The 15,633-nt window shown below is 60.7% G+C and carries 16 protein-coding genes and 1 tRNA gene; 13 read left to right on the forward strand and 4 right to left on the reverse strand.

Translation table 11 applies throughout. From position 1 onward, the window contains the following. Window positions 1-53: 53 nt before the first annotated feature. Entirely contained in the window at window positions 54-1,466 is a 1,413-nt protein-coding gene (locus ACQY1J_RS04530; RefSeq protein WP_430250034.1) for a lipopolysaccharide biosynthesis protein, read from the reverse strand. Window positions 1,467-1,636: 170 nt separating this feature from the next. Then, complete coding sequence (gene secA / locus ACQY1J_RS04535; RefSeq protein ID WP_430249581.1) at window positions 1,637-4,348, reverse strand: preprotein translocase subunit SecA; 2,712 nt, start codon at window positions 4,346-4,348, stop codon at window positions 1,637-1,639. A gap of 261 nt (window positions 4,349-4,609) precedes the next feature. Here secA and ACQY1J_RS04540 point away from each other — a divergent pair, with 261 nt between their 5' ends. The 6 genes from ACQY1J_RS04540 (at window position 4,610) to ACQY1J_RS04565 (ending at window position 8,646) form a co-directional block, all read left to right on the forward strand. Further along, window positions 4,610-5,488, forward strand: a complete 879-nt coding sequence (locus ACQY1J_RS04540) for a peptidylprolyl isomerase (protein ID WP_325264170.1) — start codon at window positions 4,610-4,612, stop codon at window positions 5,486-5,488. Window positions 5,489-5,545: 57 nt separating this feature from the next. Further along, the gene (gene argJ, locus ACQY1J_RS04545; protein WP_430249582.1) at window positions 5,546-6,787 is read left to right on the forward strand and encodes a bifunctional glutamate N-acetyltransferase/amino-acid acetyltransferase ArgJ; all 1,242 of its coding nucleotides are present in this window, start codon (window positions 5,546-5,548) and stop codon (window positions 6,785-6,787) included. An 8-nt stretch (window positions 6,788-6,795) separates the two neighbouring features. After that, complete coding sequence (locus ACQY1J_RS04550; protein WP_430250036.1) at window positions 6,796-7,566, forward strand: GNAT family N-acetyltransferase; 771 nt, start codon at window positions 6,796-6,798, stop codon at window positions 7,564-7,566. An 8-nt stretch (window positions 7,567-7,574) separates the two neighbouring features. Next, window positions 7,575-7,979 carry an 8-oxo-dGTP diphosphatase MutT gene (gene mutT, locus ACQY1J_RS04555; RefSeq protein WP_062577544.1) on the forward strand — a complete coding sequence of 135 codons (405 nt, stop codon included), beginning with the start codon at window positions 7,575-7,577 and terminating at the stop codon, window positions 7,977-7,979. Window positions 7,980-8,090: 111 nt separating this feature from the next. Beyond that, the gene (locus ACQY1J_RS04560) at window positions 8,091-8,411 is read left to right on the forward strand and encodes a hypothetical protein (RefSeq protein WP_062454284.1); all 321 of its coding nucleotides are present in this window, start codon (window positions 8,091-8,093) and stop codon (window positions 8,409-8,411) included. Window positions 8,412-8,472: 61 nt separating this feature from the next. After that, entirely contained in the window at window positions 8,473-8,646 is a 174-nt protein-coding gene (locus tag ACQY1J_RS04565; protein ID WP_062454283.1) for a Flp family type IVb pilin, read from the forward strand. Window positions 8,647-8,673: 27 nt separating this feature from the next. On the opposite strand, the gene ACQY1J_RS04570 is transcribed toward ACQY1J_RS04565, so the two are convergent. Next, window positions 8,674-9,552, reverse strand: coding sequence for a methyltransferase domain-containing protein (locus ACQY1J_RS04570; RefSeq protein ID WP_113166636.1), 879 nt, complete (start codon window positions 9,550-9,552; stop codon window positions 8,674-8,676). 93 nt (window positions 9,553-9,645) lie between these two features. Here ACQY1J_RS04570 and ACQY1J_RS04575 point away from each other — a divergent pair, with 93 nt between their 5' ends. The 6 genes from ACQY1J_RS04575 (at window position 9,646) to ACQY1J_RS04600 (ending at window position 13,470) form a co-directional block, all read left to right on the forward strand. Further along, entirely contained in the window at window positions 9,646-10,404 is a 759-nt protein-coding gene (locus ACQY1J_RS04575) for a ComF family protein (protein ID WP_246454183.1), read from the forward strand. A 56-nt stretch (window positions 10,405-10,460) separates the two neighbouring features. Continuing rightward, complete coding sequence (gene grxC / locus ACQY1J_RS04580) at window positions 10,461-10,718, forward strand: glutaredoxin 3 (protein ID WP_062454280.1); 258 nt, start codon at window positions 10,461-10,463, stop codon at window positions 10,716-10,718. Window positions 10,719-10,730: 12 nt separating this feature from the next. Continuing rightward, window positions 10,731-11,591, forward strand: coding sequence for a carbon-nitrogen hydrolase family protein (locus tag ACQY1J_RS04585; protein WP_430249585.1), 861 nt, complete (start codon window positions 10,731-10,733; stop codon window positions 11,589-11,591). Continuing rightward, the gene (locus ACQY1J_RS04590; protein ID WP_062454278.1) at window positions 11,588-12,016 is read left to right on the forward strand and encodes a DUF1178 family protein; all 429 of its coding nucleotides are present in this window, start codon (window positions 11,588-11,590) and stop codon (window positions 12,014-12,016) included. Before ACQY1J_RS04585 ends, ACQY1J_RS04590 begins: the two co-directional genes overlap by 4 nt. Window positions 12,017-12,159: 143 nt before the next feature. Then, window positions 12,160-12,233 (forward strand) — tRNA-Ala (locus ACQY1J_RS04595). 151 nt (window positions 12,234-12,384) lie between these two features. Beyond that, a complete protein-coding gene (locus ACQY1J_RS04600) occupies window positions 12,385-13,470 on the forward strand; it encodes an acyltransferase family protein (RefSeq protein ID WP_430249587.1) in 1,086 nt (361 codons plus the stop codon). Window positions 13,471-13,473: 3 nt separating this feature from the next. Here the strand turns inward: ACQY1J_RS04600 and ubiG are convergent, their stop codons facing one another. Beyond that, window positions 13,474-14,220 carry a bifunctional 2-polyprenyl-6-hydroxyphenol methylase/3-demethylubiquinol 3-O-methyltransferase UbiG gene (ubiG, locus tag ACQY1J_RS04605; RefSeq protein ID WP_430249589.1) on the reverse strand — a complete coding sequence of 249 codons (747 nt, stop codon included), beginning with the start codon at window positions 14,218-14,220 and terminating at the stop codon, window positions 13,474-13,476. 291 nt (window positions 14,221-14,511) lie between these two features. Between ubiG and ACQY1J_RS04610 the strand changes: the two genes are divergently transcribed. Then, the gene (locus ACQY1J_RS04610; RefSeq protein WP_092664587.1) at window positions 14,512-15,405 is read left to right on the forward strand and encodes an SH3 domain-containing protein; all 894 of its coding nucleotides are present in this window, start codon (window positions 14,512-14,514) and stop codon (window positions 15,403-15,405) included. Window positions 15,406-15,633 lie beyond the last annotated feature (228 nt).

Below are 15,633 nucleotides of genomic sequence, written 5' to 3' on the forward strand. Positions count from 1 at the left end.
TGTGACGTCGTCGTATTCCTTCTCGCTCCTGTTCGGGGGAAGAGCCATTGTGTCTATCGAACCTTGAACGAGGGTCTGGGCAGTGGATCGGAAAAAGCGAATAGCACGATTCCGAGCGTGCGGCGTACTGCTATGTGCAGCAACGTCGCCTCGATCATCATGGCGCCGGCGGTCGCCATCGCCGCACCGACCAGCCCATAATGTGGTATCAGCACGACATTGAGGACGATGCTGCCGGCAAGCGTTGCCGTATAGACTGTAACGCAGAGCTTTTGCCTGCCCGCCATGCTGAGCAGCACTTCTCCGGGACCGACGAGCGACTTGGACAGAATGCCAGCAAACAGGATCACCATCAGGATATAGCCTGAAGTGAAAGCGTCGCCGAACAGCGACAGAAGCAGTTCACCCGCAGCAAGCGTGGTCAACCCGACGACGAGCGAGGGCCAGAAGGTCCAGCGGACGGTCTGGCCCGCGAATGTGGCCAACGCCGTCATGTCGCCTTCCGCCATGATGGCGGCGAAACGGGGAGCGGCGGCCGCCTTGATGGAGAAGTAGACGAACTGCACGAGGACGATCGTCTTCGACGCCGCAAAATAGATCCCGACATCGTCCGGCGGCAGAAAGATGCCGACCACGACCACGTCCGCATTGGTCAGCAGGAAGCCGATGCCGTCGACCACAAATAGCGGGATCGAGTATCTGATCCATGAGCCAAGCCGGTAGCGCCGCGATGCATTGCCGTAGCTGCCTTTCAGCCGAAGAATGAGCTGGGTCAGATGCGCAAACGTTGTGGCGTATGTGGCGGCAAGCGCGGCCAGCATGGCGGTCTGCGCATCGCGCGGCGCATCGGACAGGACGGCTGCCGTCATGAAAGTGAGGATCAGGATGGGCCTGAGGATGTAGGTTGGCGCCAGCGCCGATATCGTCCAGCCATGGGTACGGGCAAGCCCGTCGAGGATGTCGCCGATGCCGATCATCGGAATGATGAAGAGAGCGATCGCAACCGGCACGATGTAGTAGGGCTCGATGCTGCTGCCGAACGCCCAGAGAAAGGCAAAGCCGAGGCCGCCGATCACGGTCGAGGTGACGAGCGCGACAAGGCAGGCGGCAAGGCTCAAGCCGCGGATCTCGCCGTTTTCACCCTCTGCCGAATGCTGGTGGATGAAGCGGATGATCGAGGTGTGAAAGCCGAGGCAGGAGAGATTGCCGACGAGGATGACGATCACCCAGACGAAGGCGAACAACCCGTATTCGAACTCGCCCATCAGCCTGGCCATGACGATCTGGGACAGGAAGGCGATAGCGGCGCTGAAAATGCGAATCGCAAACGCGGTCATGGCCTGGCGTTGCGCCCGCGCCGTATCGCTGTTTTCGGTCACAGTGGCTCTGATCCTGCCCGTCAGCGGTGCGACCCTGGCACGCAAACCGGCCGGAAGCAGTCTTTCCGCTGTTTCGATCACCGCCATGATGGGCACGCAATACTCGTTACGCTACAGGAGCCATGCTCGCAAATCTGCCACAGCAGGGTTAAGAAACGGTTGGCTCAGCCGACCCGAACGTTAAGACGGCGACGATCCCGCAAACGAAAAACGCCGCCCGAAGGCGGCGTTCTATCGATAACACTGGTGTTGCCCGATCAGGCCTGTTCGAAGGCGCCGTGGCAGTGCTTGTATTTCTTGCCCGAACCACAGGGGCAAGCCTCGTTGCGGCCGACGCGCCCCCAGGTAGACTGGTCTTCGGGATGACGATCGGCAGGCGCTGCGATGAAGTCGCTGCCGTCTGCGCCCGACACCTGGTCTTCGCCGGTCGTCGGGTCGAAATGATGCTCCTCGAACACCGATGGCGGTACCGGCGGCTCGGGGTTCTGCACAAGCTCGACGCGCATCATCTGGGCGGTCACGGCTTCGCGCAGGTTCGCAAGCAGCGCCTGGAACAGCTCGAAGGCTTCCGCCTTGTATTCCTGCAACGGATCGCGCTGCGCATAGCCGCGGAACCCGATGACGGAGCGCAGGTGGTCGAGATTGACGATATGCTCGCGCCACAGGGCGTCCAGCGTCTGCAACACCACGGAGCGTTCGACGTAGTTCATCACGTCGGCACCAAACCGCTCTCGGCGATCCTTGACGGAAGCTTCAGCGGCGGCAGTGATCCGCTCGCGGATATCGGTTTCGCCGATACCCTCTTCGGTCGCCCAGTCTTCGATCGGAAGATCAAGGTTCAGCAGGCGATCAACGTCTTCGCGCAGTTCCTTGACGCTCCACTGTTCGGCATAGGCCCGCTCAGGGATGTGCTTGGCAACGAGAACCTCGATCACTTCGTTGCGCATGTCCTCGATGGTCTCGGATACGTCTTCCGAATCCATCATCTCGATACGCTGTTCGAAGATCACCTTGCGCTGATCGTTGGTGACGTCGTCGTATTTCAGAAGGTTCTTGCGGATGTCGAAGTTACGCGCCTCGACCTTTTTCTGCGCCCGCTCGAGCGCCTTGTTGATCCAGGGGTGGACGATCGCTTCGCCTTCCTTGAGACCAAGCTTTTGCAGCATCGAATCCATCCGGTCGGAACCGAAGATGCGCATCAGATCGTCCTGGAGCGACAGGTAGAATTTCGAGCGGCCCGGGTCACCCTGGCGGCCGGAACGGCCACGCAGCTGGTTGTCGATGCGGCGGCTTTCGTGACGTTCCGTGGCAATGACGTAAAGGCCACCGGCTTCCAGAGCCTTGCCCTTCAGGACCTTCACCTCGGCACGGACGGCAGCCTCCTTGGCAGCGCGTTCGCCCTCGTCCTCGATGCCTTCGAGCTCGCGCTCAAGGCGCATGTCGATATTGCCGCCGAGCTGAATGTCGGTACCGCGACCGGCCATGTTGGTGGCGATCGTGACGGCACCGGGCACGCCGGCCTGCGACACGATATAGGCTTCCTGCTCGTGGTAGCGTGCGTTTAGAACGTGGAATTTCTCAAAACCGGACTCGCGCAGCATGGTTGCCAGAAGTTCGGACTTTTCGATCGAGGTCGTACCGACCAGAACCGGCTGATTGCGTTCGCTGGCCGCCTTGATCTCGACGATGATCGCCTTGAACTTTTCCTCAAACGTCCGGTAGACTTCGTCATCTTCGTCGATACGCTGGATCGGCAGGTTGGTCGGAACCTCCACCACTTCCAGCTTGTAGATGTTGCCGAATTCTTCCGCTTCCGTCTGCGCCGTACCGGTCATGCCGGCAAGCTTGTCGTACATGCGGAAGTAATTCTGGAAGGTGATCGAGGAGAGCGTCTGGTTCTCCGGCTGGATCTGCACCTTTTCCTTGGCTTCCAGCGCCTGATGCTGACCTTCGGAATAGCGGCGGCCCGGCATCATGCGGCCGGTAAACTCGTCGATGATGACGATCTCGTCGTTGCGGACGATATAGTCCTTGTCGCGGGTGAAGAGCTTGTGGGCCTTCAGCGCGTTGTTGATGTGGTGGACGATCGCCACGTTCTCGACGTCATAGAGCGATTCGCCCTTCAGCAGGCCGGCCTGACGCAGCAGGCCTTCGAGCTTTTCGGTTCCCTCTTCGGAAAAGTTGGCCGAGCGCTGCTTTTCGTCGATTTCGTAGTCTTCCGGAGACAGCAACGGAATGTAGGCGTCGATCGTGTTGTAGAGATCGGAACGGTCGTCCAGCGGGCCTGAGATGATCAGCGGGGTGCGGGCTTCGTCGACCAGGATCGAATCGACTTCGTCGACGATCGCGAAGTTGTGGCCGCGCTGCACCATCTGGCCGCGCTCGTATTTCATGTTATCGCGAAGATAATCGAAGCCGAGCTCGTTGTTCGTCGCATAGGTGATGTCGCAGGCATAGGCCTCGCGGCGTTCGTCGTCCGACAGGCCGTGGACGATGACACCGGTCGACAGGCCAAGGAACCCGTAGAGGCGGCCCATGATGCTGGCGTCGCGCTGTGCGAGATAATCGTTGACGGTCACCACATGCACGCCCTTGCCCGACAGTGCATTGAGGTAGACGGGCAGGGTTCCCACCAGCGTCTTGCCTTCGCCGGTCTTCATTTCGGCGATTGCGCCGTCGTGAAGGATCATGCCGCCGGTCAGCTGGACGTCGAAGGGTCGCATGCCGAGTACGCGAAGGGCCGCTTCGCGAAGCACCGCAAAGGCAGGGATCTGGATATCCTCCAGGGTCTTGCCGTCTGCCAGCATCTGGCGGAACTCCGCCGTCTTGTTGGCGAGCTGCTCATCGGTGAGCGCCTTGGTGGCTTCCTCGATTGCATTGATCTTCTCGAGCATCGGCTTGTAGCCCCGCACGCGGCGCTCGTTTGCAGATCCGAACAGTTTGCGGGCAATGCCGCCAAAGCTGACCATACGAATGGCCCTTTCTGATGTCAGTCCCTGATGTCACTCGTCGAGACCACGATTGAGCTTGTCGGCCGGCGGCGCCTCTGACAATTCGACCCGTGGCGCCCGCAAAGCTTCTGGACGCGAAGTTGCGTGACAGATAAGAGGGGGTCCGAATTATGTCAACGGTGACGGCCGATACAGAATGGCCACAATCCGGTGTTTGTGAAGGTTTTCCGGCCGGTGCCAGACGTTCTGGATCCGGTTCACCAATCGAAAGGTAACTCGATGCTGCGCCACAAACTTCTCGTATCGGCTGCTATTGCCGCTGCGATCTTCGTCCAGGCCCCGGCTTTCGCCGCTGACGATACGGTCGTCGCCAAGGTGGGCAGCCTGAACATCACTCAGGCCGAACTCGACGTCGCGGTCCAGAACCTCGACCCGCAGCTGGCCCAGCTTCCCGAAGAACAGAAGAAGGTTGCGGCCCTTTCCGGCGCAATCGACGTGAAGCTTCTGGCAAGCGGTGCTGCCGCCGAAGGCCTTGGTAACACCGAGGACTACAAGAAGCGCATGGCCTATATCGGCGATCGCGAACTGCACAACGCCTACTTCCGCAAGCACGTGGTCGATGCCACGACGCCCGAAGAAGTAAAGGCACGCTACGACAAGGAAATCGCGTCGATCCCGAAGCAGGAAGAGGTCAATGCCGCCCATATCTTGGTAAAGACCGAGGATGAAGCAAAGGCCGTGATTGCTGATCTCGACAAGGGTGGCGATTTCGCAGCCATTGCCAAGGAAAAGTCGCAGGATTCGAACAAGGACGAAGGTGGCGATCTCGGCTGGTTTGCCCAGGGCCGCATGGTTCCGGAATTCGAGCAGGCCGCGTTTGCCCTCGAAAAGGGCGCCTACACCAAGACCCCGGTCAAGACCCAGTTCGGTTTCCACGTCATCAAGCTTCTCGACAAGCGCGAAGCCGCTCCGCCGGCACTCGACCAGGTCGAGGACCAGGTCAAGCAGCTCGTGATGCGCGACAAGTATGTCGCCATTATCGAAAAGGCGAAGGCCGACCAGAAGATCGAGATCATGGATGAGGGCCTGAAGAAGGGCTACGAGGACGTGAGCAAGATGCAGGACGGTGCAGAAGCGCCGGCACCGGCACAGCAGTAAAATTCGCATCTGGGCCCGGTATATCCGGGCCCTTTCCTATTCAGCCAGGTTGTTCAGATGTCCTCTTCCGTCTCGCCGCTCGCCCCGAAGTCCTATCCCGAAATGCCGGCCCTGCGCGGCGTCCGCATGGCGACAGCTGCCGCCGGCATAAAATACAAGAACCGTACCGACGTGCTGTTGATGGTGTTCGACGCACCGGCAGCGGTGGCCGGCGTGTTCACCAAGTCGAAATGCCCGTCGGCACCGGTGGATTTCTGCCGCGCGAACTTAGCCCATGGCACCGCGCGGGCCGTGGTGGTCAATTCCGGCAATGCCAACGCGTTTACCGGCGCCAAGGGCCGCCAGGCAACGGAACTTACCGCACAATCGGCAGCGGCGGCTGTCGGATGCGGCGAGCATGAAATTTATCTCGCATCGACAGGCGTCATCGGCGAGCCGCTCGATGCCACGAAATTTGCAGGCGTGCTTGGCGATATGCACGGGTCGGCCACGGGCGATTTCTGGCAGGAGGCCGCCAAGGCGATCATGACCACGGATACCTATCCGAAGGTCGCGACCCGCATGGCGGAGATCGGCGGCGTCGCGGTTACGATCAACGGCATTGCCAAGGGTGCTGGCATGATCGCGCCTGACATGGCGACGATGCTGTCTTTCGTCGTCACCGACGCCGATATCTCGTCTTCGGTGCTGCAGTCGCTTCTCTCTGCAGGCGTCGAGCCAAGCTTCAATTCCATGACGGTCGATAGCGATACGTCCACGTCCGATACGCTGATGCTGTTTGCGACGGGGGCTGCGGCTTCCGACGGCCAGACGCAGATCACCGATCCCGCCGATCCGGCGCTTGCCGCTTTCCGGGATGCGCTGAACGCGCTTCTGAAGGACCTGGCGATCCAGGTTGCCCGCGATGGCGAAGGCGCCACCAAGATGCTCGAGATCACCGTCACGGGCGCGGAAAGCGATGCCGCCGCCAAGACGATCGCACTGTCGATCGCCAATTCGCCGCTGGTCAAGACCGCAGCCGCTGGCGAAGACGCCAACTGGGGCCGGATCGTCATGGCCGTTGGCAAGGCCGGCGAAGCGGCGGACCGCGACAAGCTGGCGATCTGGTTCGGCGATGTCCGCGTTGCCGTCAATGGCGAACGCGATCCTTCCTATTCGGAAGAGGCCGCGTCCAACGTGATGAAGGGGCAGGACATTCCGGTCAAGGTCGAACTCGGCCTCGGCTCCGGCACGGCCACCGTCTGGACCTGCGACCTCACCAAGGAATATGTTGCCATCAACGGCGATTACCGGAGCTGATGACGGATATGACCGCATCTCTCGCGCAAGGCGACCTGCCGCTGGTTCGGAGACTGGAAGCGGTCGGCTTCCGGGCCTGGCCCGCGGCTTCCGTGGTCTATGACGGCAGCTGGCAGGTTCGGTTGACGGGTAGCCATCCGTCGAAGCGTCTCAACTGCATCGTGCCGCTCGATCCGTCGGATTACCGGGACATGGACCTGCGGTTGTCGAAGGCCCGCAAGCGTTTTGCCGATTACGGACGATCGCTGGTGGTGCGCGAAACGCCGCTCGCACCGCCCCACCTGATCCGTCATCTGGAGGATGATGGCTGGCAGATGTTCGAGACCGCAGATGTGATGATCGGCGATCTCGCCCACCTTCCGCTGCCGCCGACGCTTGGTCATCTTCCCAGCCACGATATCGGCCGTTTCGTCGATGCCTGCATTGCAGTGGGGCGGGACGACGCAGCGCTGAAGCCGGCACTGGCGGAGATCCTCAGTTCCATCAAGCCGCAATCGGGCTTCTTCATCAAGGAAAGCCCACGTCACGGCGCCGTCGCCGTGGCGCTTTGCGTGCAGGACAACGATCTTGCGGGCGTCATGTCGTTTGCCGTGTCGCAAACGGTTCGGCGGCAGGGCATCGGCTCGGAAATACTTGCCTCGGCACTGCGCTGGGCCCGCGTCAGCGGCGCCCGTTCGGCATGGCTGCAGATGGAGGCAGACAACGAACCGGCGATTGCCCTCTATCGCCAGTTCGGCTTTCGCAAGGTCTATGAATACCGCTACTGGCGCAAAGGGTGACCGGTCTCATGTCGAGGAAAATTCTTCTCGTTGCAGCCTGCGCGCTGATCGATGCCGATGGCCGCATCCTGCTTGCGCAGCGCCCTGAGGGCAAGTCGCTGGCCGGGCTCTGGGAGTTTCCGGGGGGTAAGGTGGAGCCTGGCGAAACGCCCGAGGAGACGTTGATCCGTGAACTCGACGAGGAGCTCGGGATCCAGACGAAGGAAGCCTGCCTCGCGCCGCTGACATTTGCGAGCCACACTTATGAAACCTTCCATCTGTTGATGCCGCTCTATGTCTGTCGCCGTTTCGAGGGCATTCCGCACGGGCGCGAGGGGCAGGCGATCAAGTGGGTCAAGCCGAACGCGCTTCGGGACTATCCGATGCCGCCCGCCGACGAGCCTCTGATCCCGATCATTCAGGATCTTGTCTGATCGAGATCAATCGAATTAGCGCAGTCGAATTCAGAGCCTGTTAACCTTTAATTCAGCCCATCGTGGCATCGTCAGGGGGATCAGTGACTGCGTTGACGAGGCTTTTCAGCGATGGAAGACGAATTCTGGAAAACTGTGCAGGCCCGCCAGCGGGCAAAGCACAGATCCGGTAGGACCGGCGCCCTCAATATTGCTCTGCTGTTTGGCACCGCTGCGGTTGCGCTTGCGCTGATCGTGACGCCGATGCTCGCCGGTCACGATGACCAGCAGCGGCTGGCAACGGTCAAGCAGGACTTCGACATGATCACCACCGGCTCGATCAAGCCGGTCGAGAAGGGCACGAAAACCTACACGATCCGCCGTAGCGTCCTTCAGGACACGCCGGGCTCCGTCTGCATCGTACAGGGCTACGGCGCAAACGATGGCTGCTAATTAACGATTAGTCGCTATAGTCGGGCGACAGATCAGCGGTTTACCGGATAAAGGGCAAGTCATGCGTCTCCTGCGTTCCTTCATGCGCGATGAATGTGGGGCGACGGCTGTCGAGTACGGCCTGATCATTGCAATCATATCGGCCGCCTTGCTCGCCGGTTTCGGCGCTTTTTCCTCGGCGCTCAGCAATATGTTCAGCTTCCTCGGCGGCAAGGTCGACAAGCCGATTACCTGAGCCTCCCCCGATAGTTACCCTGACCTATCAGTTTTCGTTCTGCGATCCGCGCAGCGCATCTTCCAGCCGCATCTTGGCCGATCCCGGCTTCAGGGGCTTTTGCTGGCTTTCATGCGGCGCCCATCCCGATGCGTAGATGATCGAAAACGTGGCCCGGATGCGCCCATCCGGATCCGAGTAGCGCGCGGCATAAAGCTCGGCGGCTTTCAGGAAAAAGCTCTTTGTCAGCGGCTTGCGGCTGCGGCCAGCGAGCGCATTGGTCATGCCCATGCCGCGCAAGTCCCGCATCAATGCAAACAGGTTGTCGTAGCGCACCGTATAGGTTTCCGCATCGATCACGGGCAGGGCAAAACCCGTCCGCTGCAGTAGCCCGCCGACGTCGCGCACGTCCGCAAACGGAATGACACGCGGGCTAGCGCCCCCGGTCATTTCCACCTCGGCCGACAGAAGTACATCGCGCAGCTCGGCAAGCGTGCCGGATCCGGGAATGGCGGCAAGGAACAGCCCATCCGGTTTCAGCGCCCGGCGGATGCGGACCAGCGTGCCGGGAAGATCGTTGATCAAGTGAAGGGCGAGCGGTGAGACGATGAGATTGACCGTATCCGGCTCAAGCGGCACATCGTCGAGCGGTGCGACCGTGATGTCTTCGCCAGAGACGGCGAAGGTAGGATCGCTCTCGACCCGGACCATGTTGTCGATCTTGCCGGTTGCTTTCGCTTCGCGGGCTGCAGTGCCGGTACCGCCATGCAATTCGACACCCTGTTCGAACTGCCGTTCGACCACGGACAGCCGCTCGGCCAGTTCGCGTCCGGCTATATCCAGCAAAAACGCCGCGTTGTGGTCGCCAGCGGCAATCGCACGCCGGCGCCGTGCTTCGACCAGTTCGGCGTCAAAAATGATGTCCATGTTTTCCACTCAATTTCCGCGGGTCGCAAAGTCGCTCTCCGTCGATTAATGTCAAGCATGTCTTCGTCCCCCGCCTTGCGATCGCTGAGGAGCATGGTATCGGCCGCGTCCGTCTGGACACGCCGGATAGGCGACGTCGTCTACCCGCCAGCCTGTCCCGGATGCGGCGTGATCACCGGCAGCCATCGCGGTTTCTGTGCACAGTGCTGGAGCGGTCTGCGCTTCATCGAACGTCCCTACTGCGAGGTTCTAGGCCTTCCGTTCTCCTATGATCCTTCCGATCCCGCTTTGGATGAGCAATTGCTGATCTCGCCGGAAGCGATCGCCAATCCCCCGGTGTTCGACCGCCTGCGGGCTGTGGCAATCCACGAAGGTGCGGCACGCTCGCTCGTCCATGCGCTGAAATATAGGGATCGCACCGACCTCGCTGCAATGATGGCCGGGTGGATGCTGCGCGCGAGCGAGACCCATGTGGCCGATTGCGACGCTATTCTCCCGGTGCCGCTGCATCGCTCGCGCATGTTCTGGCGTCGGTTCAATCAGGCAGCCGAACTCGGGCGGCATCTCGCCGCTCAATCCGCAAAGCCCTTTCTTGCCGCAACATTGCTGCGCACGAAGAGCACTCAGCGCCAGGTGGGGCTGACGGCGCGGGGCCGCGAGGAGAACGTCCGCGCCGCGTTCAAGGTGGCCGCGGGTCGCGAACAGGACGTGTTCGGCAAGCATATCGTTCTTGTCGATGACGTGTTCACGACCGGCGCAACTGTGTCTTCCGCAACCCGGGCGCTGAAGCGGGCAGGGGCTGCCGAGGTGACGGTTTTGACCTTTGCAATGGCCATTGCCGGGCCTATATGACAGAGACGGCAATTGTGACGCGCTGCACAAAGTCCTGACAGTACGTGGAGAAAATCATGGCAGATGTGATCATTTACACCCGCGAATATTGCGGTTACTGCGCCCGCGCCAAGGCGCTGCTCGAATCCAAGGGCGTTGCCTTTACCGAGCATGACGCGACCTATTCCAAGGAACTGCGCGCCGAAATGGTGCAGAAGTCGAACGGCGGTTCGACATTCCCGCAGATCTTCATCGATGGTCGGCATGTCGGCGGTTGCGACGACCTGCATGCGCTCGACCGTGCCGGCAAGCTCGATCCGCTTCTGGCGGCCTGAGGAGATTTTTCGATGACCGCGGTCAAGGTTGCAGCGATCCAGATGTGTTCGGGCGTCGATCCCGTCAGGAATGCGGCCGACATGGCGCGTCTTGTCCGTGACGCTGCAGCCCATGGCGCGACCTATATTCAGACCCCCGAAATGACCGGCATGCTGCAGCGTGACCGCAAGGCAGCGCGCGAGGTGCTCCGGGGCGAGGCGGACGACGTGATCGTCTCGACGGCGCGCGATCTCGCAAAAGAGCTTGGTGTCTTCCTGCATATCGGCTCGACCGCCATTGCCCGCGACGACGGGAAGATCGCCAACCGCGCTTTCCTGTTTTCGCCAGACGGCGCAACCGTCTGCTGCTACGACAAGATCCACATGTTCGATGTCGATCTCGACAATGGCGAAAGCTGGCGCGAAAGTTCGGCCTATGAACCCGGCAACGAAGCGCGGGTCGCCGACCTCGGTTTCGGCAGGCTCGGTTTCGCGATCTGCTACGATGTGCGGTTTCCGCAGCTGTTTCGGGCTGAGGCCTTGGCCGGCGCCGAAATTCTCACGGTTCCGGCTGCCTTTACCCGCCAGACGGGCGAGGCGCATTGGGAAATCCTGCTTCGGGCCCGCGCCATCGAGAACGGGACGTTCCTGATTGCTGCGGCACAGGGCGGCACCCACGAAGATGGCCGCGAAACCTTCGGTCATTCGATGATCGTCGATCCCTGGGGCAAGGTTCTGGCGATGGCTGGCGGCACCGGCGAAGAGGTCCTGATCGCCGAGATCGATCTCGACCAGGTCCGGGCGGCACGCCAGAAGATCCCCAACCTCAAGAATGCCCGGGAGTTTTCCGTGGCGATCGTCCCCGACCGCGGTGACGGGGAAGAGGCGGCGTGATTAAATATTCGCTCGGCTGCGAGAACGGACATGCGTTTGAAGGCTGGTTTGCCCAAAGCGCCGATTTCGACCGCCAGGTGGAAAGCGGCTTTTTAACCTGTCCGGTCTGCAATTCCACCGCGATCTCAAAATCCCTGATGGCGCCCTCCGTTTCGACAGCACGGAAGAAGGAAGCCAAGCAGGAGTTGGCGATGAATATGGCGCGCCATGAGGTGATGGCGAAGCTCAAGGAAGCCGTCGCCGGTATCCGCGCCAGTTCCGAAGATGTCGGCGAGAAATTTCCGGAAGAGGCGCGCAAGATCCATTACGGCGAGGCCGATGCGCGCGGGATTATCGGCAAGGCAAGTTTCGACGACGTGCGCGAGCTGATTGATGAGGGCATCGACATCGCCCCCTTGCCGACGCTCCCGGAAGACGGCAACTGACGCCGGTCTTCAAGTTCATTAGCGATGTCGGAAGTATCTTGTAAGTATTTCTTCCAAGACATGCATCTTTACCATGCCGGTTTACCGAACTCTAACCTGACTGCGCTATCTCTGCGGACGGGCTGCCGAAAGCCGTCCGTGATGAACTGGTGCCAGACTGAAATGGAGCGGGCCCGCAAGCCCGTACATGCAGGTTCAAATCCTGCCCAGTTCTCCAAGGGCCACACTCCGGCGACGAATTGGCAGACGTTGACACCAACATCGCATTCGACATGACCCTTTGGATTTAGACCGAACAGGCCGGATCGTTGCGATCACATCGCAAGGGCGTCCCCGTAACCTTGATCAGACAGAAAGTGCTCTGCAGCATGGAAAAGATTGATCGTTTAGCGTGGGTCGACGCCGCCAAAGGTGTCTCGATCATCCTGGTTGTGATGATGTACTCGGCCTACAATACCGGCGAATATACCGGGCAGGTCGGCTTTCTACACTATGTCATCGGTTTCGCCACGCCATTCCGGATGCCGGAATTCTTCCTGATCTCGGGTCTGTTCCTGTCGCAGGTTATCGCCCGCCCGTGGTTGCAGTTCGTCGACCGCCGAGGGGTCCACTACCTTTATTTCTACGTGCTCTGGGTCACGATCATGCTTGGCCTCAAGATCGGGGTCTACGAGCTCGATCTCAGCAAGATGCTGAAGGAGCTGGCGTTTGCGATGGTCCAGCCCTACGGCGTTTTGTGGTTCGTCTATCTGCTTGCCATTTTCGGACTGGTGACGAAGCTGTTGTACCAGCTGTCTGTCCCGGCCTGGGTGGTTCTTCCGGTCGCGATCGGCTTCGAGGTCCTGTCGCCCCATTCGGCGAGCTATGTGGTGACGCAGTTTGCCGCGTATTTCGTCTTCTTCTACCTCGGCTTCCGGACGGGTCCCGCAATTTTGAAGCTGGTCGATCTCTGCCAGCGCTATTCGGCGAGAGCCTGGGCTGCGCTGTGCGTCTGGGCGCTGGTCAACGGAGTGCTCGTGTTTTCACCCGGCTATGCGGTTCAACCGGTCGGGATGCAGATGGGGTCTGCGGTGTTGCCAGGGATGCATTTCGTGCTTGCTGTCGCTGGAACGCTGGCGCTTTGCATCGCTTGCGGCCTCGTCGTCCAACTGCCGTTCTCGCGCTGGCTGGTCTGGCTCGGCAAGCATTCGCTGGTTGTCTACCTCGCCTTTACCATCCCGATGTCTCTGTTCAGGGCAGTAGCGCTCAAGACCGGACTGTTTACCGATACGGGACTGCTAAGCGTTTCGGTGATGATCGTGTCGATCGTGAGCTCGCTCATCCTCTACGCGATTGTCAGGGCGACAGGGATCGGCAACTTCCTGTTCGAGCGGCCCCGTTGGGCCTCGATTTTGCACCGCAAGGGCGGCTCCGTCGACGCCGCAACACCCGTCACGGCTGTCGTCAAGAACTGAAGCTCAGCCCGGACGCCGCGCCAGCAGCATGTAGTTGACGTCCATGTCGGATGACAGGTTCCAGCGGTCGCTGAGCGGGTTGAAAAACACGCCGGTGCGGTGAATGATCTCCATGCCGCTTTTTGACAGCGGCTTTTCGATCTCTTCCGGGCGCACAAGCTTGTCGTACTGGTGGGTGCCGCGCGGCAACCAGCGGAGAATGTTTTCCGCAGCAAAGATCGCCAGCGCGCCGGCCTTCAGCGTGCGGTTAATGGTCGCGACGAACATCAGGCCGCCTGGCTTCACCAGCGACGCGCAGGTCGTGATGAAAAAATCGACGTCAGCGACGTGTTCGACCACTTCCATATTCATGACCACGTCGAACATCTCGCCCGATGCGGCCAGGTCTTCGGCGGTGACTGCGCGATAATCGACGCTAACGCCGGTTTCGGCTGCGTGGGTGGAAGCGATGCCGATGTTCTTTTCTGACGGGTCTGCGCCGACAACGGTCGCACCCATGCGGGCCATCGGCTCCGACAACAGACCGCCGCCACATCCGATATCGAGGATGCGAAGACCGGCAAGCGGCTGGTGACCGTTGGGGTCACGACCGAAATGCTCGCAGATCCGGTCGCGGAGATAGGAGAGGCGGACCGGATTGAACTTGTGGAGAGGCCGAAACTTCCCTGTCGGGTTCCACCACTCGGCTGCCATTTCCGAGAACCATTCAACCTGGTCCTTATCGACTGTGCTGCGTGTGGTTTCGGTCATATCGTCATCCTCTCGTACTAGGGCCTGAAGTCGGACGATCCCGGGTTGATGTCAAGGGGTGACATCGCCGCGGACGTCGCGCGACAGCTTAGTCATTGTTTTCCAGTGAGCGGGCGGGATGAACCGTTGCTTACGGCGGGGAGAAAAAGGGTGAATGAAAGTCAAATACATCATTCATTCGCCATTCAGCCGACAACTGGAACAATAGGTCGTTCCGAGCATTTAGGCTGAAAATTACGGGGCGCAAAACGGAAGCAATTCCGACCGCTTATGTTTTCCAGGAGGAAACAGGTGAAAAAGTTACTTTTACGGGTAGCCGCTCTCGGCGCCTTGATGCTGGCGCCGTCGATTGCTTCGGCTGCCGTGCAGGGATTCGCAACCGCGAACGTGAACATGCGGTCTGGTCCGAGCACCGCCTATCCGGCGGTTACAGTGATCCCGGTCAGCGCGACCGTTACCATCAACGGCTGCATGAGCAGCGTGAACTGGTGCGACGTTTCGTTCTACGGCGGTCGTGGCTGGGTGTCGGGAAACTATGTCCAGGCGGCGTACCGTTCGAACCGCGTCTATGTCGCGCCCGACTACTATCAGGGTCTCGGCATCCCGACGGTGACCTTCGAAGTCAACGACTACTGGGGCCGCCATTACAGAGAGCGCAATTTCTATCGCGAACGTGATCGCTGGCGCGATTACAATTGGCGCGCCGATCGTCAGCCGCCGCCACCGCCGCGTTGGGATCGTGACAGACGTCCGCCGCCACCGCCTCCGGGTTGGGACCGCGACCGCGATCGTGACCGCTGGGACAACCGTCCCGGTTGGGACCGTGATCGCGGCGACCGCCGTGACCCGCCACGCGTCGACCGTGACAGGGACGATCGTCGCCCACCGCCGCGTATCGATCGTGACGACGACCGTCGTCCTCCACCACCGCGTATCGACCGCGACCGGGATGACCGCCGTCCACCACCGCGGATTGATCGCGACGACGACCGTCGCCCACCACCGCCGCGCATGGATCGTGGCGATGACCGCAGGGACGATCGCCGCCCGCCGCCGCGTGCCGAGCGCAATGACGAACGCAGAGAAGAACGTCGTCAGGAACCGCGTGCAGAGCGCAACAACGACCGTCGCGCCCCGCAGGGTGAAACTGAGCAGTGCGTCGGCCCGGGTTGCCGCAATCGCTAAGGCGACAAGCGTAGACGAGCTCCGCCGTGAATGGTTACAGTTGATGATAGTCGGGGGCCGCGAAAGCGGCCCTTTTCATGTTCGGCGATTTTCCGCGGATAATCGCGAAATACTGCCTCTGGTTTTTGCCGGGCGTACCGTTCTGGCCTGTTCCGGCCATTGCACCGCCAGCCCCTTTTCGATATGAGACCCCCGCAACTTTGTGACTCCAGGCCTTGAGGCCCGGAT

This window comes from Neorhizobium sp. DAR64860/K0K1 (assembly GCF_050500205.1).
GTDB lineage: Bacteria > Pseudomonadota > Alphaproteobacteria > Rhizobiales > Rhizobiaceae > Neorhizobium > Neorhizobium soli.

What these genes read in the sequence shown, in the direction of transcription:
- secA (WP_430249581.1), bottom strand. Translation starts at nt 4,348, where the DNA reads ATGGTCAGCTTTGGCGGCATTGCCCGCAAACTGTTCGGATCTGCAAAC.
- grxC (WP_062454280.1), top strand. Translation starts at nt 10,461, where the DNA reads ATGGCAGATGTGATCATTTACACCCGCGAATATTGCGGTTACTGCGCC.
- argJ (WP_430249582.1), top strand. Translation starts at nt 5,546, where the DNA reads ATGTCCTCTTCCGTCTCGCCGCTCGCCCCGAAGTCCTATCCCGAAATG.
- ACQY1J_RS04600 (WP_430249587.1), top strand. Translation starts at nt 12,385, where the DNA reads ATGGAAAAGATTGATCGTTTAGCGTGGGTCGACGCCGCCAAAGGTGTC.
- ACQY1J_RS04540 (WP_325264170.1), top strand. Translation starts at nt 4,610, where the DNA reads ATGCTGCGCCACAAACTTCTCGTATCGGCTGCTATTGCCGCTGCGATC.
- ACQY1J_RS04585 (WP_430249585.1), top strand. Translation starts at nt 10,731, where the DNA reads ATGACCGCGGTCAAGGTTGCAGCGATCCAGATGTGTTCGGGCGTCGAT.
- ACQY1J_RS04530 (WP_430250034.1), bottom strand. Translation starts at nt 1,466, where the DNA reads ATGGCGGTGATCGAAACAGCGGAAAGACTGCTTCCGGCCGGTTTGCGT.
- ACQY1J_RS04570 (WP_113166636.1), bottom strand. Translation starts at nt 9,552, where the DNA reads ATGGACATCATTTTTGACGCCGAACTGGTCGAAGCACGGCGCCGGCGT.
- ACQY1J_RS04550 (WP_430250036.1), top strand. Translation starts at nt 6,796, where the DNA reads ATGACCGCATCTCTCGCGCAAGGCGACCTGCCGCTGGTTCGGAGACTG.
- ACQY1J_RS04575 (WP_246454183.1), top strand. Translation starts at nt 9,646, where the DNA reads ATGGTATCGGCCGCGTCCGTCTGGACACGCCGGATAGGCGACGTCGTC.
- mutT (WP_062577544.1), top strand. Translation starts at nt 7,575, where the DNA reads ATGTCGAGGAAAATTCTTCTCGTTGCAGCCTGCGCGCTGATCGATGCC.
- ACQY1J_RS04565 (WP_062454283.1), top strand. Translation starts at nt 8,473, where the DNA reads ATGCGTCTCCTGCGTTCCTTCATGCGCGATGAATGTGGGGCGACGGCT.
- ACQY1J_RS04560 (WP_062454284.1), top strand. Translation starts at nt 8,091, where the DNA reads ATGGAAGACGAATTCTGGAAAACTGTGCAGGCCCGCCAGCGGGCAAAG.
- ubiG (WP_430249589.1), bottom strand. Translation starts at nt 14,220, where the DNA reads ATGACCGAAACCACACGCAGCACAGTCGATAAGGACCAGGTTGAATGG.